22 protein-coding genes are annotated in these 20,466 nt (G+C 34.8%); 12 read left to right on the top strand and 10 right to left on the bottom strand.

The window, feature by feature from the left end:
• The first annotated feature begins 236 nt into the window (after positions 1 to 236).
• Together HJ01_RS05880 and HJ01_RS05875 are read left to right on the top strand one after the other, a co-directional pair.
• A complete protein-coding gene (locus HJ01_RS05880; RefSeq protein ID WP_007137409.1) occupies positions 237 to 1,289 on the top strand; it encodes a flavin monoamine oxidase family protein in 1,053 nt (350 codons plus the stop codon).
• Between the two features lie 25 nt (positions 1,290 to 1,314).
• The gene (locus HJ01_RS05875) at positions 1,315 to 2,136 is read left to right on the top strand and encodes a helix-turn-helix domain-containing protein (protein ID WP_007137408.1); all 822 of its coding nucleotides are present in this window, start codon (positions 1,315 to 1,317) and stop codon (positions 2,134 to 2,136) included.
• A gap of 30 nt (positions 2,137 to 2,166) precedes the next feature.
• Here HJ01_RS05875 and HJ01_RS05870 read toward each other — a convergent pair whose 3' ends face one another.
• Entirely contained in the window at positions 2,167 to 2,523 is a 357-nt protein-coding gene (locus tag HJ01_RS05870) for a hypothetical protein (RefSeq protein WP_007137407.1), read from the bottom strand.
• A gap of 404 nt (positions 2,524 to 2,927) precedes the next feature.
• Between HJ01_RS05870 and HJ01_RS17730 the strand changes: the two genes are divergently transcribed.
• From HJ01_RS17730 to HJ01_RS05855, 4 genes are all read left to right on the top strand, one after another.
• The gene (locus HJ01_RS17730) at positions 2,928 to 3,086 is read left to right on the top strand and encodes a hypothetical protein (protein ID WP_007137406.1); all 159 of its coding nucleotides are present in this window, start codon (positions 2,928 to 2,930) and stop codon (positions 3,084 to 3,086) included.
• Positions 3,087 to 3,104: 18 nt separating this feature from the next.
• Positions 3,105 to 3,425: a thioredoxin gene (trxA, locus tag HJ01_RS05865; protein WP_007137405.1), complete on the top strand. Its 321-nt coding sequence runs from the start codon at positions 3,105 to 3,107 to the stop codon at positions 3,423 to 3,425.
• Between the two features lie 4 nt (positions 3,426 to 3,429).
• Positions 3,430 to 3,855, top strand: coding sequence for an OsmC family protein (locus tag HJ01_RS05860; protein WP_007137404.1), 426 nt, complete (start codon positions 3,430 to 3,432; stop codon positions 3,853 to 3,855).
• An 82-nt stretch (positions 3,856 to 3,937) separates the two neighbouring features.
• Positions 3,938 to 4,672: a hypothetical protein gene (locus HJ01_RS05855; protein WP_007137403.1), complete on the top strand. Its 735-nt coding sequence runs from the start codon at positions 3,938 to 3,940 to the stop codon at positions 4,670 to 4,672.
• Between the two features lie 75 nt (positions 4,673 to 4,747).
• Here the strand turns inward: HJ01_RS05855 and HJ01_RS05850 are convergent, their stop codons facing one another.
• The gene (locus HJ01_RS05850; RefSeq protein WP_007137402.1) at positions 4,748 to 5,209 is read right to left on the bottom strand and encodes an Lrp/AsnC family transcriptional regulator; all 462 of its coding nucleotides are present in this window, start codon (positions 5,207 to 5,209) and stop codon (positions 4,748 to 4,750) included.
• A 152-nt stretch (positions 5,210 to 5,361) separates the two neighbouring features.
• Here HJ01_RS05850 and metE point away from each other — a divergent pair, with 152 nt between their 5' ends.
• Positions 5,362 to 7,686: a 5-methyltetrahydropteroyltriglutamate--homocysteine S-methyltransferase gene (gene metE, locus HJ01_RS05845; protein ID WP_007137401.1), complete on the top strand. Its 2,325-nt coding sequence runs from the start codon at positions 5,362 to 5,364 to the stop codon at positions 7,684 to 7,686.
• 46 nt (positions 7,687 to 7,732) lie between these two features.
• Here metE and HJ01_RS05840 read toward each other — a convergent pair whose 3' ends face one another.
• The 4 genes from HJ01_RS05840 to HJ01_RS05820 all read right to left on the bottom strand — a co-directional run bounded on the left by HJ01_RS05840 (position 7,733) and on the right by HJ01_RS05820 (position 13,552).
• Positions 7,733 to 8,233 (bottom strand): RDD family protein, encoded by a 501-nt coding sequence (locus tag HJ01_RS05840; protein ID WP_007137400.1) that lies wholly within the window; start codon positions 8,231 to 8,233, stop codon positions 7,733 to 7,735.
• A gap of 829 nt (positions 8,234 to 9,062) precedes the next feature.
• Positions 9,063 to 11,489: a ribonucleoside-diphosphate reductase subunit alpha gene (locus tag HJ01_RS05830; protein ID WP_007137398.1), complete on the bottom strand. Its 2,427-nt coding sequence runs from the start codon at positions 11,487 to 11,489 to the stop codon at positions 9,063 to 9,065.
• Between the two features lie 256 nt (positions 11,490 to 11,745).
• Entirely contained in the window at positions 11,746 to 12,723 is a 978-nt protein-coding gene (locus HJ01_RS05825) for a ribonucleotide-diphosphate reductase subunit beta (protein WP_007137396.1), read from the bottom strand.
• 262 nt (positions 12,724 to 12,985) lie between these two features.
• Entirely contained in the window at positions 12,986 to 13,552 is a 567-nt protein-coding gene (locus HJ01_RS05820; RefSeq protein WP_007137395.1) for a DUF3109 family protein, read from the bottom strand.
• A 219-nt stretch (positions 13,553 to 13,771) separates the two neighbouring features.
• Between HJ01_RS05820 and HJ01_RS05815 the strand changes: the two genes are divergently transcribed.
• The 4 genes from HJ01_RS05815 to HJ01_RS05800 all read left to right on the top strand — a co-directional run bounded on the left by HJ01_RS05815 (position 13,772) and on the right by HJ01_RS05800 (position 16,093).
• Positions 13,772 to 14,350: a MarC family protein gene (locus tag HJ01_RS05815; protein ID WP_007137394.1), complete on the top strand. Its 579-nt coding sequence runs from the start codon at positions 13,772 to 13,774 to the stop codon at positions 14,348 to 14,350.
• Positions 14,351 to 14,473: 123 nt separating this feature from the next.
• The gene (locus HJ01_RS05810; RefSeq protein ID WP_007137393.1) at positions 14,474 to 14,677 is read left to right on the top strand and encodes a hypothetical protein; all 204 of its coding nucleotides are present in this window, start codon (positions 14,474 to 14,476) and stop codon (positions 14,675 to 14,677) included.
• 2 nt (positions 14,678 to 14,679) lie between these two features.
• Positions 14,680 to 15,285, top strand: a complete 606-nt coding sequence (locus HJ01_RS05805; protein WP_007137392.1) for an FAD-dependent oxidoreductase — start codon at positions 14,680 to 14,682, stop codon at positions 15,283 to 15,285.
• A 58-nt stretch (positions 15,286 to 15,343) separates the two neighbouring features.
• Positions 15,344 to 16,093, top strand: a complete 750-nt coding sequence (locus HJ01_RS05800) for a lysophospholipid acyltransferase family protein (protein ID WP_007137391.1) — start codon at positions 15,344 to 15,346, stop codon at positions 16,091 to 16,093.
• A 24-nt stretch (positions 16,094 to 16,117) separates the two neighbouring features.
• On the opposite strand, the gene HJ01_RS05795 is transcribed toward HJ01_RS05800, so the two are convergent.
• Genes HJ01_RS05795 through HJ01_RS05785 form a run of 3 tightly spaced genes read right to left on the bottom strand, consistent with a single transcriptional unit; the run spans position 16,118 to position 18,723 of the window.
• The gene (locus HJ01_RS05795; RefSeq protein WP_007137390.1) at positions 16,118 to 17,695 is read right to left on the bottom strand and encodes a S41 family peptidase; all 1,578 of its coding nucleotides are present in this window, start codon (positions 17,693 to 17,695) and stop codon (positions 16,118 to 16,120) included.
• The gene (locus HJ01_RS05790) at positions 17,696 to 18,127 is read right to left on the bottom strand and encodes a deoxycytidylate deaminase (RefSeq protein ID WP_007137389.1); all 432 of its coding nucleotides are present in this window, start codon (positions 18,125 to 18,127) and stop codon (positions 17,696 to 17,698) included.
• Between the two features lie 2 nt (positions 18,128 to 18,129).
• On the bottom strand, positions 18,130 to 18,723 hold the full coding sequence (locus HJ01_RS05785) for a HupE/UreJ family protein (protein ID WP_007137388.1): 594 nt from the start codon (positions 18,721 to 18,723) through the stop codon (positions 18,130 to 18,132).
• A 185-nt stretch (positions 18,724 to 18,908) separates the two neighbouring features.
• On the opposite strand from HJ01_RS05785, the gene HJ01_RS05780 reads away from it, so the two are divergent.
• The gene (locus HJ01_RS05780) at positions 18,909 to 19,337 is read left to right on the top strand and encodes a hypothetical protein (RefSeq protein WP_007137387.1); all 429 of its coding nucleotides are present in this window, start codon (positions 18,909 to 18,911) and stop codon (positions 19,335 to 19,337) included.
• 47 nt (positions 19,338 to 19,384) lie between these two features.
• Here HJ01_RS05780 and fbp read toward each other — a convergent pair whose 3' ends face one another.
• The gene (gene fbp / locus HJ01_RS05775) at positions 19,385 to 20,404 is read right to left on the bottom strand and encodes a class 1 fructose-bisphosphatase (RefSeq protein ID WP_007137386.1); all 1,020 of its coding nucleotides are present in this window, start codon (positions 20,402 to 20,404) and stop codon (positions 19,385 to 19,387) included.
• Positions 20,405 to 20,466 lie beyond the last annotated feature (62 nt).

The raw sequence follows: 20,466 nt of genomic DNA, 5'->3' as shown, positions 1-20,466 counted from the left end.
AATTGGATTATTTTTCAAAGATAGAGAAATAGCGATAACTAAAAATAGCTTTATTCTGATTTCTAAAACTAACCAAAGAAAACAAAACCACTTTAACTTAAACCTATTATTAAAATCTAACCTGAGCTTTGTTTATTATTAAAAACTACAATAGGACTATTTGATAAATTGATACTCCAAAAGTCAGTATTAAACAAACAGATTGTATTTTTACAAGCTATTATTATTAAAAAAAAATGAATAAAAAAATTATAATTCTTGGTGCAGGATTAAGCGGATTATTAATCGCCTACCGCTTGCAAAATAAAGGTTTTAATATTGAAATTATCGAAGCTAGAGATCGGGTTGGTGGACGAATTCACACATTACATTCTGATACCGCTCAAGTCGAAATGGGTGCTACATGGTTTAACGACATTCATGTTAATTTCAAAAAGCTGTTAAGCGAACTGGATTTGAATTATTTCGAACAATTCATGGAAGGCACTTCGTATTTCGAACCGTTTTCAGCTGCTGCAGTACAAGAAATCCAGATTCCGAAAAATAGTCCAAGCTACAGAGTTTCGGGTGGCACAAGCCAACTTATCGAAACCCTAAAAAGCAAATTAGCTACTGTTCCAATACACTTAAACGAAATAGTTAGTCAACTCAATTTTGAAAATAGCAAAGTTAAAATCACGACTCAAAATCAATCTTTTGCAGCTGATTATGTGATTTCGACCTTGCCGCTAGCCTTGTTTGCAAATGATATTATTGTCACCCCTGCACTACCACAAAAACTGAGTGATATTACTGAGAAAACCCATACTTGGATGCAAGATTCTATTAAAGTGGCTTTTGTATATGCTGAGCCTTTCTGGCGTAACAAGAATTTTTCGGGCACATTTTTTAGCAATGTGGGGCCTATAACCGAGTTTTATGATCAATCAAATTCCGAATTAGATAAATTTGCACTTTGTGGTTTTATCAGTTCCGGAATGGAGATGTATTCTAAAACAGAGCGCTTAGAAAAATTAAAAATACAATTAGTTAAAGTTTTTGGTCAGGAAGCGCTAAATTTTACGTCATATCATGAGACGGTTTGGGCAAGAGAAATTCAAACTAAAAGTGCTGGGCAAATTGGGTTTATGTACCCGCATCAAAATAATGGACATCCTTTATTCAGGGAATCATACTGCGACAATCACTTGTTTTTTGCAGGAACAGAAACTGCCAATCAATATCCTGGTTATATGGAAGGCGCCGTAATTGCTGCCGAAAACACTGTCGAAGCCATTTTAAAATTATAATGTAGGTTTTAACCAAAAGACAACTATGCTTTACACAGGCCAACTTAATGAATTCATCCGATTAGCCGAAATTGACGCTAGCAATTATGATTTGCTTAAAGAAAAAATTACCGACGGCTTGAGTGTTATTTGGTCCTTAGATGAATTAAAAATTAATGTTGACGGAACTGCGCATTTGTTTCCGGCAAATTCGGTTTTATTTTTAACCGAGTATCATAAAGTTGAAGTTTTAAAACTGAACAAAGCGCGTTTGATTCGGTTCAACAGGGCATTTTACTGCATTGCAGATCACGACAGCGAGGTAGGTTGCAAGGGAATTTTGTTTTTTGGAGCATCTCAATTACCTAAGATTTCTATTCCTGCGGAAGAACTAGAGAAGTTTGAAATTCTATGGAAAATGTTTGCTATCGAAATGGTTTCCAAAGATGATTTACAAAACGACATGCTACAAATGATGCTCAAACGTTTGCTTATTTTATGCACCCGCGTGTACAAAGAACAAACAGAGCTGACCACATTTGACAAGAAGCAATTGGATATTGTGCGAGAATACAATTATTTGGTCGAAAGCAATTTTAAAACCAAGCACCAGGTGGCGGATTACGCCGAAATGCTGAATAAAAGTCCGAAGACACTATCGAATTTATTCAAGAAATACAATGAAAAATCACCTTTGCAGGTTATTCAAAACCGCACCATTCTTGAAGCGCGCCGCCTTTTGCGCTATTCTGACAAGAGCATCAAAGAAATCGCTTACGAAATAGGTTATGAAGACATTCAGTCTTTCAGTCGGTTTTTTAAGAAAATTGAAGGTGTTTCCCCATCTGATTTTAAAAAAGCGGAATAACTCCTAGTGTTTTCAAGAGCTATTGCGGATTTAATTAGTATTTGCTTTTTTCCAGATTTCACCATTTTGAATACGAATAAGTGTAGAATCATTTTTAATATTAAAAGAAATATCAGTTTGTAAGCCATCAATACCAATTTTATTTTTAGATATCGAATAGTTCGTTCTCTCCGTTATGTCTCCTCCTCCTATTAATACATCAACAGTTGAATCATCTATAAATGTGATTATTTCGGTACAATTCTTTTCGGGCTGTCCGGTATTATCACAATTAAGAATCTTATATTCAAAAGTACCTTCTACATTAAAAGATTGATTAACATCATTACTATTTGAACAAGACGTAAAAATTAAAGTGCCAATTAAGATTAAATAAGTGTTTTTCATTTTTTGATTATTTGGTTCTATTCTAAGACTCGATTAATAGGAAATGGTTGCGTGACATAATTTGAAATTAAATATAAGAAAGAAAATTAACCTTTATCTACTCTTCCCCTTTACTTTTTTCTCTCTATTCTTTCTTCATCAGTCCACTCAATTCAATTTTTTAACCACTAAACATAATCTCTTAACCCCGATTGCAGTGGAAATCCTTTTTCTTTTTCCTTTAAAAATAAAAAGATTGAAACGAAAAGCGAGACAAATGTTCCTACAACCAACAAAATATCTGCCCCCTAAACCCCTAAAAAAGGCGTTAAGGGAAGAATGAACAACTCTACGGGAAATGCGACCTAACTTCAAGCTTAGCTTTCTTCGCACCTTTGTACCATCAAACTGAAACAACGGGAATCATGAAAACAATACATACAATTATCGGAGGCTTTAAAAATATTTTAGGTCTTAATACTCCAAATGAAACAACACAAATAATTGCAGTAACACAAGACAGTTTTTGCCAAAATCTGGCAATCACTGATTACTACTGTGACGAAAACAACTTATTCATATAATTATTAATTCAAAATAAAATGATACAATATTTAGACAAATACAATTTTGACGAAACCATAAATACAAACAACGTAGTGCTAGTAGATTTCTTTGCTGACTGGTGTGGTCCTTGTAAGGCTTTGCATCCTGCACTTGAAGAATTAGCGGCAAACTTTGATGGTAAAGCAGTGATTTCAAAAATTAATGTAGATAAAAATCAAGAGCTAGCCGCCCAATTTAAAGTAAGAAGCATTCCTGCCCTGCTCTATTTTAAAAACGGAGAAGTTGTAGGTACTCAAAACGGAATACAAAGTAAATCAGTAATGACGAGTCATTTAACAAGCATTTTAAAAAGTTAATATCATGGGAAAGAAAATAAACATAAAAAACCTAACTACGGGATACCAATCCTTAATTACAAATGGTAGACATGCCATTGTAGGTGATGAACCCACTTCAAGCACAGGAACCGATTTAGGTTTTTCGCCAGAGGATTTAATCTTGTCTAGTATTGCCCTGTGTAAGGTGGCCACAGTACGCTACATTGCCCGAAAAAATAAATGGGAAATTGGTGAAGTTGATGGAGAATTTGAACTAAACGTAAAACGTGGTGAAGACGGAAAACTTAGCTCTCATGTTACTGCCAAAATTAAAATTAAAGGCGACCTAACTGCAGAACAAAAAACCGAATTACTTAAACAAGCCGATGCATGCTACGTTCACCGCATGATTGAAGGCGATTGGGATATAGAAAACGCAGTAGAACTTACAGAAAAAGTTTTGGTTTAATAACAACTTCAGAAACGTCCTGCACAAATGGTCTTATTTTGCTACATTTGAGAAGCATTTTAAAATAAACCAATTATAAAAAATGAAAAAAATCTTCAAAATAGCAGGCTCTATTATTCTTATCCTAATTATCTCCATCGCAGCATTCTTGTATTTCACAAGCAAGCCTTTGCCCGTTGGACAAGAGGGAACTAAAGCCGAAGCACTTACTGATAAAATCCAAACAGCAATCAATCAAAAAGCATGGGATACTACTACCGTTGTTTCTTTTACATTTAGAGGAAACCATCATTATCTCTGGGACAAAAAACGCAATTTAGTCCAAGTGAAATGGGATGATAAAAAAGTCCTTTACAATAATAAAACCCTAGAAGGTGTGGCTTACGAAAACGACAAAAAACTAAACAACTCCCAAAAAACGGATGCCATAAAAAAAGCAAATGATTACTTTAACAATGATTCATTTTGGCTTATTGCTCCATTCAAATTACGCGATGCAGGTACTACAAGGAGTATCGTGATGCAAGACAATCAAGAAGCACTTATTGTTACTTATGCGTCTGGAGGAAGTACGCCTGGAGATTCTTATGTATGGTTAGTCGATGAAAATTATATGCCAAAAGCTTGGAGAATGTGGGTTAGTATTATTCCTATTGGCGGATTAGAAACGAGTTGGGAAGATTGGAAAACGTTTCCAAATAATCTAAAAATCGCTACAAGTCATAAAGGTCTATTGGATTTAAAACTAGAGAACGTTAAAACAGCACAATCAATTGAAGAAATCAATAACGGTCAAGATCCGTTTACTGATTTATAAGTTTTATAAAAACACTCCTAGCTAAAAAAGGAAACATATATTGTTTCCTTTTTTTATGTCTCAAATAAGTTAAATCTAAAAATTCAGTGCCGTACTATGCTTAATTTCGCCCATCACAAAAATAGTTTGGGTGTTACCAATGTTTTCAATCGTAGATAATTTATTCATTACAAAATCCTGATAGCTCTCCATATCTTTAACCAATATTTTCAGCATAAAATCATAGTCACCCGCAATATTATACGATTCTATAATTTCAGGAAGTGCCACAATATCTCTAACAAAATTGCTTCCTACATTTCTGGCATGCTCTTTTAACCGCACATTGCAAAAAACAATCATTCCCAGATTCATCTTTTTCTTGTCTAATAAAGCTACATATTTCATTATGTAGCCTTCTCTTTCCAGTCTTTTTATACGTTCATAAATCGGAGTTGCTGTTAAAAACAACTTACTCGCTAGGTCTTTTATATTGATATCTGAGTCTTCTTGAAGATGTCTCAGAATCTGTAAGTCGGTTGAATCTAAATTTTCCATAGTGAATTTTACTGTTAAAGTTATCTTTTTTACTATCGCACAAAACAAATTACTGCACGATTTAAACAACACAAGTATTATTACTTAAGTATAATGCAAAAATAAGTAATTAATACTAAGACTATACCTTTGCCTAGAAAAAAACACTAAAAATGAAAACAAACAATTTAGGTTATCCACGAATAGGCAGCAATAGAGAATTAAAGAAAGCCAGCGAGCTATATTGGTCTGGTAAAATTACAGCCGAACAACTTTTAGCAACTGGAAAAAACATTCGAAAAGAAAACTGGGCGCTTCAATACAATGGTGGAATTGATTTAATTCCGTCAAATGACTTCTCTTTTTACGACCAGGTACTTGATTTATCTTTAACACTTGGAGTTATTCCGGAGCAGTATTCGGCTTTCGCCAAAGAGAATTCAGTTCTCGACTTGTATTTTGCAATGGCAAGAGGCGCACAAAAAGAAGGTCAAGATGTTGTAGCCATGGAAATGACCAAATGGTTTGACACTAACTACCATTATATTGTACCTGAATTTACAAAAGATCAAGGATTTAGCTTGTTTTCAGAAAAAATAATTGATGAATACAAAGAAGCAAAAGCAGCTGGATTCCAAACAAAACCAGTAATCATAGGACCCGTTTCTTATTTGCTTTTAGGAAAAGAGAAGCAAGAAGGCTTTCATAGAATTGAGCTAATCAACAAACTGCTTCCTGTTTATTTTAATATTTTACAGAAGCTACAGGATGAAAAAGTAGAATACGTTCAGTTTGACGAACCTTTTCTAGCCTTAAATCTAACTGATATTGAAAGAGCGGCATTAGTGTATACTTACACGAAAATCAATGAAAAATTCCCGAATATCAAAATCATTCTTGCTAACTATTTTGATTGTTTTGGAGAAAATTTGGCAACAGCCTTATCTCTTCCAGTTCATACTTTTCATTTAGATTTAGTACGTTGTTCGTTACAATTAGATGATATTTTAGAGTCTAATTTGCTTTCAAAAAACACTTCGCTTTCACTTGGAGTAATTGACGGAAGAAACATTTGGAAAAATGATTTCAAAAAGTCATTGGCATTAATCCAGAAAGCAACCGATGTCTTAGGTAGTGATCGTGTTTTTATTGCTCCATCTTGCTCCTTAATTCATTCGCCTTGCGACTTGGAATTAGAAACTAACGAAGAAACACTAACTCCTGAAATTAAGCAATGGCTGGCTTTCGCCAAACAAAAAATAGAAGAAGTAGTTGTACTTCGCAATTTAGCTTCGAACGAAATCACCGAGAGCGACCAAGCTCATTTTGAAGAAAATACAATTGCAAATAGCAATAGAAAAAAAGCGACAATTATTCACAATGCTGAAGTAAAAAATAGAGTAGCGAGTATTGTAGATGAAGATTCCAGAAGAGAAAACTCTTTCTCCGTAAGAAGAAAACTGCAAATTGACGCGCTAAAATTGCCCTTATTCCCGACTACAACCATTGGTTCATTCCCACAAACTGCCGAAGTACGTAGCTGGAGAGCAAAATTTAAAAAAGGAGAATTATCGCAATCCGATTACGATACCCTCATTAAAAAAGAAACTGAAGAAACGATTCGTTTTCAGGAAGAATCAGGCATTGATGTTTTAGTTCATGGGGAATTTGAACGTAATGATATGGTAGAATACTTTGGTGAACAATTGGATGGATTTGCCTTTACCAAAAATGGTTGGGTTCAAAGCTATGGAAGCCGTTGTGTGAAACCACCTGTAATTTATGGCGATGTTTCTCGACCAAAACCAATGACTGTAAAATGGGCCGAGTTTGCACAATCGCTAACTCCAAAATGGGTCAAAGGAATGCTTACAGGTCCTGTGACAATATTACAATGGTCATTTGTACGTAACGATCAACCAAGGTCAGAAACCTGTACACAAATTGCACTAGCGATTCGTGACGAAGTAGTAGATCTTGAAAAAGCAGGAATTAAAATCATTCAAATTGACGAGCCGGCCATCAGAGAAGGACTGCCATTGCGTAAGGAAGAATGGGCAACATACTTAGACTGGGCTATAAAAGCATTTCGAATTTCGGCAAGTGGCGTGAGTGACGACACTCAAATCCACACACACATGTGCTATAGTGAGTTTAATGATATTATACAAAACATCGCTGACATGGATGCTGATGTGATTACAATAGAATGTTCGCGTTCGCAAATGGAATTATTAGACGCTTTTGCCGACTTTAAATACCCCAATGAAATTGGCCCTGGAGTATATGATATTCACTCGCCTCGTGTTCCTTCTAGTCAGGAAATGGTTGATCTACTAGAGAAAGCTGCTGCTGTAATTCCTGTAGACCAACTATGGGTAAACCCTGATTGCGGGTTAAAAACACGTCACTGGGACGAAACTAAAAAAGCATTAATCGAGATGGTTACTGCAGCCAAACAAATGCGAATTGCCGTTTCCAATACCGCAACAATATAATTGAAAATGAAAAAACCTAGTGTCTCTTATACACTAGGTTTTTCTATTATTCTACTCTTCCAAATTCTTCTGGATGTTGAAAGTAATGTTTGCTTTTTGCTAATTTTTCTTTCTTGACCACATAAGTTCCTGAAAGACTGTCGTGCCATCCTCTAGAAATCCCTCCTAAATAAGATAAGGACTCAAAAACAATAAACCGACTTATGGTTCTAATAAAAATCATTTTGATCGTGGGTTTTGAACCATCACTTCTAACAACAACAGTACGGGTAACTAATTTCGCTAGTGTTCTGGAGAAATAAACTTCGGATAAAAAGTAATACAAAAACAGTATTAGCAAGCCATAAGCAACAATTTCTACAAAATTCATATTTTCAACCCATCCAGAAACTGCAAAGTTATTTGTAGCTTCCCCTATTAAAACAATAGTAGTCCCTGCACTTAAAACAAGGATATAGATAAAGAGGGAGTCAATTATTACATTAAGGAAACGTTGTCCTTGTGAAGCGAGCACATTCTCTGTAATTGCAAATTCTTTGTTTTTCATATTTACTGTTTTAATATTAAAAAAGTCTAATAAATAATCTCAACCTACTCAAATATAGTGATTTATTCTTGTATTATTATTAAGAATTTTCATTATTACACTAGTTCTACAATTCCTTTTACCATTTAAAACAACTGAAATCCCAATCAACTTGACAAGCCTAAAATCAATTCAAACATTAATTCCCTATCCCCGATTGAAATGGAAAGCGGGAGAAAGCTCCCCCAAAAAAAACAGCAATCAAAATTGATTGCTGTTCTTATTCTATATGATTGATTCTTAAACGCCTTCTATAAATAGATCTTTACTATTGTTTAAACATACTACAAATACTTCTTAAACACATCCATAAAAAGGCTATCAGCGATAAAGTGACGATTACATTCTATGAAAAAGGCCAAAATAAAGATCTCTATATTACTAGCTTGTTTTGAATACACAATCAAGTCATTAGTACAAGTAGCATAAAATAATTGTATTATTCCATTGCTTATTTTCTTACTATATTCAATTGCGCCCATAATTGTGTCATTTGATATTACAAATATACTCTGCATGAGACAATTGACTTTTATAGAATTTTTGGATGTTTTTATATAATTACGTCACATTTAAAGAACTAATTAGCTAAAACAGTTAGCTGCCCTAATAAACAAAAGAAAAATAAAGTGTAAATATCGATTGTATTTGCTCTTGAGTAAAGAAGCTGTTTTTAAGGTTTTAATCCTCTTAAAAAACAGTACTGATTGTCAAAATACAAGCATAAAAAAACAGCTATCAAATTGATAGCTGTTTCTCTTTATTCTTTACTCTCTATTCTATTTTCTAATTAAGAACCACACATTTCGCAATCATCTGGGCCAGCATTTTTAGCCAGTTCCAGCATTGCTCTGTATTCTTCAGCGTTTATTGCAACAGGCTCAACGGCTTCAATAGCCTCAACTGCAATAGCAGCTGGCTTAGACGTTACCACAATAGGCTCTGCTTTTTTATCGTTATTCAAGGTAAACTTAATCGCATCAACCGCAGCTTTTGTTCTCAAGTAGTACATTCCTGTTTTCAATCCAGATTGCCAAGCATAAAAATGCATCGAAGTCAATTTAGAATAGTTGGCATTTTGCATAAACAAGTTCAATGACTGAGATTGATCTACAAAATAACCACGTTGACGTGACATATCGATAATGTCTTTCATTGACATCTCCCAAACTGTTTTATATAACTCTTTCAAATCTTGCGGAATATCTAAGTCCTGAACTGATCCATTATTACGCATCAATTCTTGTTTCATAGTTTCGTTCCACAACCCAAGCTCTACTAAATCGTGCAGTAAATGTTTGTTTACAACGATGAATTCTCCTGAAAGCACTCTTCGTGTGTAAATATTAGAGGTGTAAGGCTCAAATGCTTCGTTATTACCCAATATTTGAGATGTTGAAGCGGTTGGCATAGGCGCAACTAATAAAGAGTTACGAACACCGTGTTCCATCACTTCTTTACGTAAAGAAGCCCAATCCCAACGACCTGACAATTCCTCATCTTTCATTCCCCACAAATTGTATTGGAATTCCCCTTGAGACATTGGCGATCCTTTAAATGAAGAATACGGTCCTTCCTCTTTTGCCATTTCCATAGAAGCAGTTACAGCAGCAAAGTATAGTGTTTCAAAAATTTCTTGATTCAGTTTCTTAGCAGCATCAGATGTAAAAGGCAAACGCAACATGATGAAAGCATCTGCTAATCCTTGTACACCAAGACCAATTGGTCTGTGACGCATATTTGAGTTTTCGGCCTCTTTTACCGGATAGTAATTTCTATCAATAACTTTATTTAAATTTCTAGTTACTCGTTTAGTAACTGTATAAAGCGATTCGTGATCAAATTTCCCATTATCAACAAACATTGGTAATGAGAGTGAAGCCAAGTTACAAACCGCAACCTCATCAGGAGAAGTGTACTCCATGATTTCAGTACATAAATTAGACGAACGAATCGTTCCTAAATTCTTTTGGTTTGATTTACGGTTAACAGCATCCTTATACAACATGTATGGCGTTCCAGTCTCAATTTGAGATTCTAGAATTTTCTCCCACAACTCATGTGCTTTAATAGTTTTTCGACCTTTACCCGCTTTTTCATAATCAGTATACATTTTTTCAAATTCCTCACCGTAAACATCATACAATCCAGGACATTCGTTAGGACACATTAAAGTCCAATTCCCGTCTTCCTGTACGCGTTTCATGAATAAATCTGATGTCCACATTGCAAAGAATAAGTCTCTAGCACGCATTTCTTCTTTTCCTGTATTCTTTTTCAAGTCTAGGAAATCAAAAATATCTGCATGCCAAGTTTCGATATAAATAGCAAAACTTCCTTTACGTTTTCCACCACCTTGATCTACATAACGAGCCGTATCATTAAAGACTCTCAACATAGGAACAATCCCGTTTGAAGTTCCATTAGTTCCACGAATATAAGAACCTGTTGCACGTACATTGTGAATAGAAAGTCCTACTCCACCTGCTGATTGCGATATTTTTGCTGTTTGTTTCAAAGTATCGTAAATCCCGTCAATACTATCGTCTTGCATTGCTAAAAGGAAGCAAGAAGACATTTGAGGTTTTGGCGTTCCTGAGTTGAATAAGGTAGGCGTAGCATGCGTAAAGAATTTTTTAGACATTAGGTCATAGGTTTCTAAAACCGACTCTAAATCATCTAAGTGAATCCCTACAGAAACACGCATTAACATATGTTGTGGTCTCTCTACAATTTTTCCGTTTATCTTAAGCAAATAAGAACGCTCTAATGTTTTAAAACCAAAATAATCGTAATTAAAATCCCTGTTGTATATGATATGGGAATCAAGGAATTCCGCATTTTCCTGAATCACTTTATGCACTTCTTCCGAAAGCAATGGCGCATCTTGTCCATTTCTTGGATTTACATAATGATACATTTCGTTCATCGTTTCTGAGAACGATTTGGTAGTATTTGAATGTAAGTTTGATATTGCAATACGAGCAGCTAATTGTGCATAATCAGGATGCGCAATAGTCATAGAAGCAGCAGTTTCGGCAGCAAGATTGTCTAGTTCAGAGGTAGAAACACCATCATACAAACCTTCAATCACACGCATCGCCACTTTTACTGGATCAACTAATTCGTTCAAACCGTAACACAGCTTTTTGATTCTATCGGTAATCTTATCAAACATTACAGGCTCCTTATGGCCATCTCTCTTTACTACATACATAAGTTTACTTTTTTTTATTATTGAAAAATTTAAACATTGAAAAATGAATTTCAATATTCAAACACTGTGCATCTTTTATTAATTCTGAATTCACTTCAGTATCAGGAGCTATTCCCGCTATTCGCTTCAATCTTTTATTTTAAAAAAAACAAAAGGATTTTCGCTGCTATCGGGGCTAAGCTAATTTACAAATTGAGCATTTATGGAAACAACAGTTCCCAAAGCGCAAATTGATTTGTTTTATTTTGTCGTCAATCTAAAAGTCAGCGTCAAATGAGATTTTTTGGGCATCACCATCAGTATTCATAACACCTGATTTTTGGTATTCAGCCACTTTCTTTTCAAAGAAATTTGTTTTCCCTTGCAATGAAATCATATCCATGAAATCAAAAGGATTAGTAGTATTGTATTCTCTATCGCAACCTAATTCAACTAACAATCTATCAGCAACAAACTCTAAATACTGTGTCATCAACACTGCATTCATCCCTATCAAACTTACCGGAAGTGATTCCGTAATAAATTCTCTTTCGATGTTTAAAGCATCAACGATTATACCTCTGATTCTTTCTTTAGGCACTTTATTTATCAAGTGGTGATTGTGTAAATGCACTGCAAAATCGCAATGAACACCCTCGTCACGAGAAATCAATTCATTTGAGAATGTAAGTCCCGGCATTAATCCACGTTTTTTCAACCAGTAGATAGAGCAAAATGCTCCCGAGAAGAAAATACCTTCCACAGCTGCAAATGCAATCAATCTTTCAGCAAACGAATCTGACTCGATCCACTGTAAAGCCCAATCCGCTTTTTTCTTAATCGCTGGAAAAACTTCTAATGCATTAAACAATTGATCTTTTTCAGCATCATCTTTCACATAAGTGTCAATCAACAAGGAGTAAGTCTCACTATGTATGTTTTCCATCATGATCTGAAAGCCATAGAAGAATTTCGCTTCAGCATATTGCACTTCGTTTACGAAATTCTCAGCTAAATTTTCATTTACAATCCCATCTGAAGCTGCGAAAAACGCCAAAATGTGTTTAACGAAATACCTTTCGTCGTCATTCAGTTTATTATTCCAGTCATTCAAGTCCTGAGACAAATCGATTTCCTCTGCAGTCCAAAAACTAGCCTCCATTGATTTATAAAACTCCCATATATCATGGTGCTTGATAGGAAAAATTACGAAACGATTTTTGTTTTCTTGTAGTATTGGTTCAATTTGCGACATTGCTGTTGTTGTTTTTTTTGAAATTTTAACGAAATTTTATGTATTCTGTGGATTACAAAGATTGTAAAAAATGGTGGTTATAAAAAGCCAAACTTATTCACAATCGGTCATAGTTTTTAACAAAATGCAAAAATCAGAACGATTTTAATAGCATCCGCAAGAAACTGACATACAGCGCCTTAAATTTTACTAAAGTACTTAAAGCACCGTGAAATATAGGATTTTACAAACTGGGAATAAGAAAATATTTATAAGCCGAAATCTATTTTTTCATGTCTTGAGCCACTTTCTCAAGTTCCATATACCAATCCTCACCGAATTTTCTGACTAATGCTTCTTTGACAAATTTGTACACGGGAACTTCTAGCTCCTGACCTAAAGAACAGGCTGGATCACAAATATCCCATTTGTCATAATTAACCGCAGCAAACTCTGTAAAATCTTTTACTCGGATAGGATATAAATGACACGAAACAGGTTTTTTCCAGTCGATCACCCCTTGATTGTAAGCTTGCTCAATACCACATAGAGCGGTCTTACCGTCAAAAATAACGTAGGCACAATCTTTATCATCAATCAGCGGCGTCTCAAGGTCTCCATCTGTACCTTTTACCCAAACTCCCTGCGCTTCGATTGCAGCTATTCCCTGCTTGCGAAGAAATGGTTTTACCTTAGGATATATTTCTTCCAAAATTTTAGTTTCCTCCTCACTTAGTGGTGCTCCGGCATCGCCATCAACACAACACGCACCCTTACAGGCTGACAGATTGCAAACAAAATCTTTATCTAATATATCTTCTGAAACGATGGTTTTTCCTAATTGAAACATTGCTATGGGTACTGTGATTATAAAGCGCAAAGATAGTCAAACTAAGACAAAGGGTCTTGATTAAATATTGCTTTTAACACAACGCTAATACAAAATGCAACTGAGTCGGTTTAAAAAAAAGAATGTGACAAAACCTCCAATTAGAATACTTAAAAAAAGGGTGTTTATAACAAAAACTCATCTAATCTTATACCTTTGCAAACAAAAAATAAAAAATTCATGTTGGAAATAGATTTTAGAGAGATTGCCACAGTTGGAATGGTACTTTTTGCCGTAATTGACATCTTAGGAAGCATACCTATTATTGTTGACTTACGGAGTAGAGTAGGCCACATTCAGTCTGAAAAAGCCAGTGTTGTGGCCATGATTATAATGATCCTTTTTCTTTTTATTGGAGAAGAATTATTAAACATAATTGGAATTGACGTGAATTCTTTTGCAGTAGCCGGTGCTTTTGTGCTTTTTTTCTTAGCACTAGAGATGATTTTAGGCATTCGTTTATACAAAGAAGAAGAATCAGAAACAGCTTCTATTGTTCCAATCGCTTTTCCTTTAATTGCTGGTGCAGGAACAATGACTACTTTACTATCCCTAAAATCGCAATACCATACAATCAACATAATTATTGCTATCTTACTTAATATAGCACTAGTTTACCTAGTTTTAAAATCATCCTCAAAAATTGAAAAAATGCTTGGATCATCAGGCTTAGGAATCATCCGAAAAGTTTTTGGAGTTATATTGCTTGCAATTGCTGTTAAATTATTCGCAGCTAATGTTAAAGGTTTGTTTGTCTAATATTTTTTTTTATAAATTTACCTCAAAATGTAGTCTGTGAAATCAATCTGATTTTTCTGGAGATGCATTTAAATTAAATCGCTTCCACAACTCATTTTTAAAATACAGAGAAAAAACAATCTTATGAAAATATTCACCAACATCTTAGTATTCCTGGCATTGGCGCTTATTATCTTTAATATCACATTATTAGACTTCAAACATCCATTTCAAGGAGATAGCGTAGTTGCTTTTATTGGAATTGCAGCATCATTCTGCGCAGTGTTAATTCTGTTGATTTTTAGAATGTCCAAAAAAATTGAAGAAAAAATGAATGACAAACTATAACTATGTTTGATGCTTTAATTATCGGCGGAGGCGTTTCTGGCATTTCATGCTCCCTTATTTTGGGCTCCGCAAAAAACAAAGCGTTTGTCACCGAAAAAAAAATTGGAATTTTAACACATCAGAAAGCGTCTTCGCTACAAGAAGCTGTTTTCAATAATGCCTACGGTATTACTCCAGGCACCTTGGGTTCTGACTTACTAAAAGAAAGCACGAAGCATCTGTCTGACACTTATCCACACATTACACAAATTCTAAACGAAAAAGTCCTGAAAGTAGAAGGTCAATTCCCTGAATTTACTGTTACTACAAACAAGAATAGCTATACGTCCAAAATAATTGTCATTGGTATTGGCGCTGCAAATACATTTTCGATTGAAGGATTGATGGAATATGTAGAGCCGCACCAAAAATCACTAGCTGCAAAACAAAGAATTCAATTGCGCAACCTAGATCACAAAGTAGCCGAAGGGATTTACGTGACCGGTACCCTTGCAGGCTGGAGAAGTCAATTGGCTATTGCTTCCGGAAGCGGAGCAGCAGTTGGCACAGATATCCTTACTTTATGGAACAATGGCGTTCAAACTCATGCACACGACAGTATTAGATAAATAGAAATTAGCATATTAGAATAATAATGTTAGATTTACCCTTTTATAAATCTAATATATGTTTTCATTTATTTTAAGCCTTGCCAGACTTCTGATTTTTATTATTTACGTCTCCTTTTTTTCCCTAAGCTTTTATATATTAAGTCTGTTTTGGAGCGAAAAAACTACAAAGAAAAATGCACTTTTATTACGTGATTTTATAATTAAAACAACAAACCTGATTTTAGGAATCCGTACAATTGTATACGGTAAACTACCAACAGTTCAAGGATTAATTGTAGCCAATCATCGTTCTTATTTTGACCCAATAGTTATTGTAGGCCATATTCATGCTTACCCAGTAGGCAAAAAAGAGGTGGAATCTTGGCCACTCATTGGTTATATCTGTAAAATATCGGGAGTGATCTTTGTTGAAAGAGAATGTCAGAACAGCCGACAAAAAACATGCGAAAACATAAAAGAAGTCATCAATAATGGCAATTCAGTCATTAATTTTCCAGAAGGCACAACTCATGTTTCACCTACAACAGTAAATTTTAATTACGGCTCATTTAAGACCGCTACCCAAATAAAAGCTGCGATAATACCTGTCGCTATCGATTACAAAGTAAAGACAGATGCTTTCGTAAATGATGACACCTTTATTCCGCACTTTTTAAAATGTTTTGGAAAACTCACCACCGAAATAAAAATTACTTATTTCCCACCAGTATATTCTGAAGATCCAGAATATCTATTAAAAACGTCTAAAGAAATGATAGATAAGGAACTTATTCGATATCGAACAGATTGGGATAATGAAAAATAAAAACACATAAACTACTTACGCCTTTTATTTTTTACCCTTCAAGACTGCTTTAACCATCGCATCTTCCTTTAAGACAATCTCATAATAGCTTGTCTCTCCATACAACTGTCGGGCAAACTCAGCCATGAGATAGCGTTTTACAATTGCCTTACTATTTGTCAAATTTATCTCTAATCCGTTTTTATATAGTTTTTTCTGAAATTGACTAAAATACAAATTGCTAGCGTTCATTTTGGAAACAAAATCCACATATGGAAGCCCTTTAAAAACACTTCTGTCTTGGTCTAACTGCTCAAAAACAAAATTACCCACTATACCGGATTGCATTAAATACACTACGTTTACGTCACCGTGCTCCACTTCAATTGGTATAAAAATATCCGGGACAATTCCTCCTCCGCCATATACAATCTTTCCTTTTGGTGTTTTAAATTTCAAGCTGTCCACTACCTTTATACTGTCTTTTTCATACAGCTCTCCTTTTTCAAAACGAGATTCTGACTCTTTAAAATATTCTTCATTCCCCTTAGAATAAGACTTTTGAATGGATCGCCCAGTAGGTGTATAATATCTCGCAACCGTCAACCGCACTGCAGAACCATCATTAAAATCCATTTCGCGTTGCACTAAGCCTTTACCAAATGAACGGCGCCCTACAATAGTTCCCCTATCATTATCCTGAATGGCACCCGCTAGAATTTCACTAGCAGAAGCACTATTTTCATTAATTAATACAAATACATTTCCATTCTCAAACTCCCCTTTTTTAGTAGCATAGGTTTTCTTAACATTGCCTTTTTTGCTTTTGGTAAAAACAATTAATTGTTTGTCTTTTAATAGTTCATCAGCAATTTCAATGGCTTCATCCATATAACCACCGCCATTATCCCTAAGGTCAATAACTAGTGATTTCGCGCCCTCTTTTTTTAATTTAGTCAAACCTATTTTAAACTCTTCAAAGGTCGTCTCGGCAAATCGATTGATTTTTATATAACCTGTATTTTGATCGAGAAGCACCGCGACATCGACGCTTTTCAAAGGAATGACATCCCTTTTAATTTTTACTTTTATTTTCTTTTGTTCTGATTTTCTGTAGATTGTAAGCTCAACTACGGAACCTTGCTCTCCTTTTAAACTAGAAAACAAACTATCACTTGACAATTTACGTCCATATAGCTTTGTCTTTCCAGCGTATAAAATTCGATCACCCGCTTTAATTCCCGCTTTTGCCGAAGGGCCATTTTCAACTGGTTTTATAATCGCTAGAGAATCTTTGTACATATAAAAGTTAACTCCTATTCCCACAAAGTCGCCTTTCATGTTTTCTGCCACTTGTGCCTGCTCACTTGGAGGCACATAAACAGAATGCGGATCAAGTTGTCCTAATATATTATCAACGGTTATATCAACTATAGAATCTGTATTGACTTCGTCTACGTATTCATTGTCGATAAAATCAATAAGTTTATTGAGTTTTGTTTTTGAAGTGCTGGTTGCTGAAAAATAATTCTCGTTAGAGGAATTCAAAAGTCCGCCTAACGCAAACCCAACTGCAAGAGTAGCGCCAAGAAGTATAGGAAGATATTTAATGTTTGTTTTCATTTATTCCTCTAATGCTGGGATATGCTCAACCATCACCCCCGCTTTTAATAAAAACTGAATTCCCGAGTCGTCTCGGTATCCATTATGATACACCACTCTTTTAATTCCGGATTGGTGTATTAATTTACTGCATTCTTTGCATGGCGAAAGCGTTATATATAAAGTTGCTCCCTCACAGGACTGAGTGGACCTTGCCACTTTTAGAATTGCATTAGCCTCTGCATGTAAAACATCCCAACGAGTCAATCCCTCTTCATCCTCACAGCAATTTTCAAAACCAGAAGGCGTTCCATTATAACCATCCGAAATTATCATTCGGTCGCGAACAATTATTGCGCCCACTTGTTTCCGTTTGCAATATGATAACAACCCCCATTCCGTAGCAATTCTAAGATACGCTTTATCGTATTTATTCAACTTTTTTGTCTCCATTTTTATCTTATCCAAATTTCATTTCCAATTATCATTGGCAATACCACTCCTATTACGAATGCCGAAAACACCAATGCCCAATCTCTTTTTGAGAATCTAAAAACGGTTTGTACAATATACGACAAAATTAAAACAATAAAAACCACAACAATTTGTGCAGCTTCAATTCCTAATGCGAATTCAGACAAAGGCAATAATTTAGACACGGCATTACCGCCAAGAATCGATTTGAAATAGTTTGAAAAACCCAATCCATGTATTATACCAAAAAACAAGGTTACGAAAAATATTAGGTTCAAGCCTTCCTTCTTATTTGATTTACCTGCAGTAAAAAGATTATAAAGCGCTGTTATCAAAATAGTTATTGGAATCAACAATTCGACCACGTTTACTTTGATAGCAATAATACCAAAAACAGAAAGCAATAAAGCCATGGTATGACCAATAGTGAAGAGCGATACTAAAAGTGTTAATCTCTTCCAATCTTTGAAAGAAAACGGAATGGCTAATGCAATTAAAAAAAGAACATGATCATAAGAATGAATATCTAAAACATGCTTTAATCCTATTTGAAAATAAATCCAAAACTGTGACATAGGTTAAATAATTAAATTGATAAAGGGGTTGTAAACTTACGATTAATTTTGAAAATGACTGAATCGAACCTTCAAATCCTTAGTTAAATTTTATTAAAAATTACAGTTGGCAAAGAAAAATTAAAAAGAAATTTAATATTTTAAAAATTGAATTATATTTGCACAATATAAATAAAAAATTAACTATGTCATTTTCAGATTTATTTGATAGCGAATTCAAACAAAGAAATAAAGGTCACTTTTCTTCCATTGTAAGATTAGCATTAGCAGACGGGGTTTTTGCCCCGGAAGAAAAAGAATTTTTAGACAAATTAGCGATTCGACTGGAAATTTCGCAAGCAGAATATGCCGAAATTTTAGAGAACCCTTCGAAATACCCAATCAACCCTCCTTACTTATACGCGCAACGATTAGAGCGTTTATATGATCTGGCACGAATAGTGAATGTTGATCACGTATTGGGAGACAATCAAGAAGTAATGCTAAAGAAACTTAGCTTAGGTATTGGATTCACTACTGAAAACGTAGACCTTATTGTTGCCACAGCATTATCTTTGGTAGACAAAAAAGCAGACTTAGACGACTTCCTTACAGAAATGCAAAAACACGAATAAAATAAGTATATAAAAAACGCCCTAATTTTGTTAGGGCGTTTTTATTTTTAGTACTTGCTTAATTTCGCATCGTGCATAAACTCTTCTGCTTTTTCAACCATATTATAACTTCCACAGAAAAACGGAACACGTTCGTGTAATTCGGTTGGTTGAATTTCCATTATTCTCCCAAAACCATCAGAGGCTTTTCCTCCGGCCTGTTCTACAATAAATGCCATTGGATTACATTCGTATAACAGTCGTAACTTCCCTTTTGGTGCTTTAGAACTAGTTGGATATATATAAATCCCCCCTTTTATCATGTTTCTATGAATATCTGAAACCAGACTTCCTATGTAACGAGATGTATACGGCCTGTCGCCTTCTTCTGATTGGCAATACTTAAGATAGTTTTTAACACCCTGAGGAAAATGAACATAATTCCCCTCATTAATAGAATAAATATTTCCGTCTTCAGAAAATTGCATGCTTGGGTGTGACAAATAAAAGGTTCCAATTGCTGGATTTAATGTAAAACCATTTACTCCATGACCTGTTGTATAAACAATCATCGTAGATGTACCGTAGATAACATATCCCGCAGCAACTTGGTTTGTTCCGGGCTGTAAGAAATCCTCTATTGTTACCGGAGTTCCTATTGGAGTTATTCTTCTATAAACAGAGAATATAGTTCCCACAGAAACGTTTACGTCAATATTAGACGAACCGTCCAGCGGATCCATCAAAACCACATACTTGTTATTATGGCTATTATCGCTTCCTTCAACAGTTATAAATTCGTCATTTTCCTCAGAAGCTATTCCACATACAATTTCACGGTTTATTAGGGTTTGAATAAAAACCTCATTAGCATAGACATCCAATTTTTGTTGGTCCTCTCCCTGAATGTTTTGTTCGCCTGCTGCTCCCACTATATCCACCAGTCCAGCTTTGTTTACTTTATAATTAACAACCTTAGCTGCCAATCGGATTGAGTTGATAATTCGGGATAATTCGCCTGACGAATATTGAAAGGCATTTTGGTTTTCAATGATAAATTCCCCTAAGGTCTTGTTGCGTTCTTCCATTACGACATCGTTGTAGTTAGTTTAAGGTCACAAATATCGCTTATTTTGTGAAAATGATTTGA

The organism is Flavobacterium frigoris PS1 (assembly GCF_000252125.1).
GTDB classification, from domain to species: Bacteria; Bacteroidota; Bacteroidia; order Flavobacteriales; family Flavobacteriaceae; genus Flavobacterium; species Flavobacterium frigoris_A.
Note: the sequence above shows the minus strand (reverse complement) of the source record. Positions and strands in the feature narration are given on the sequence as shown.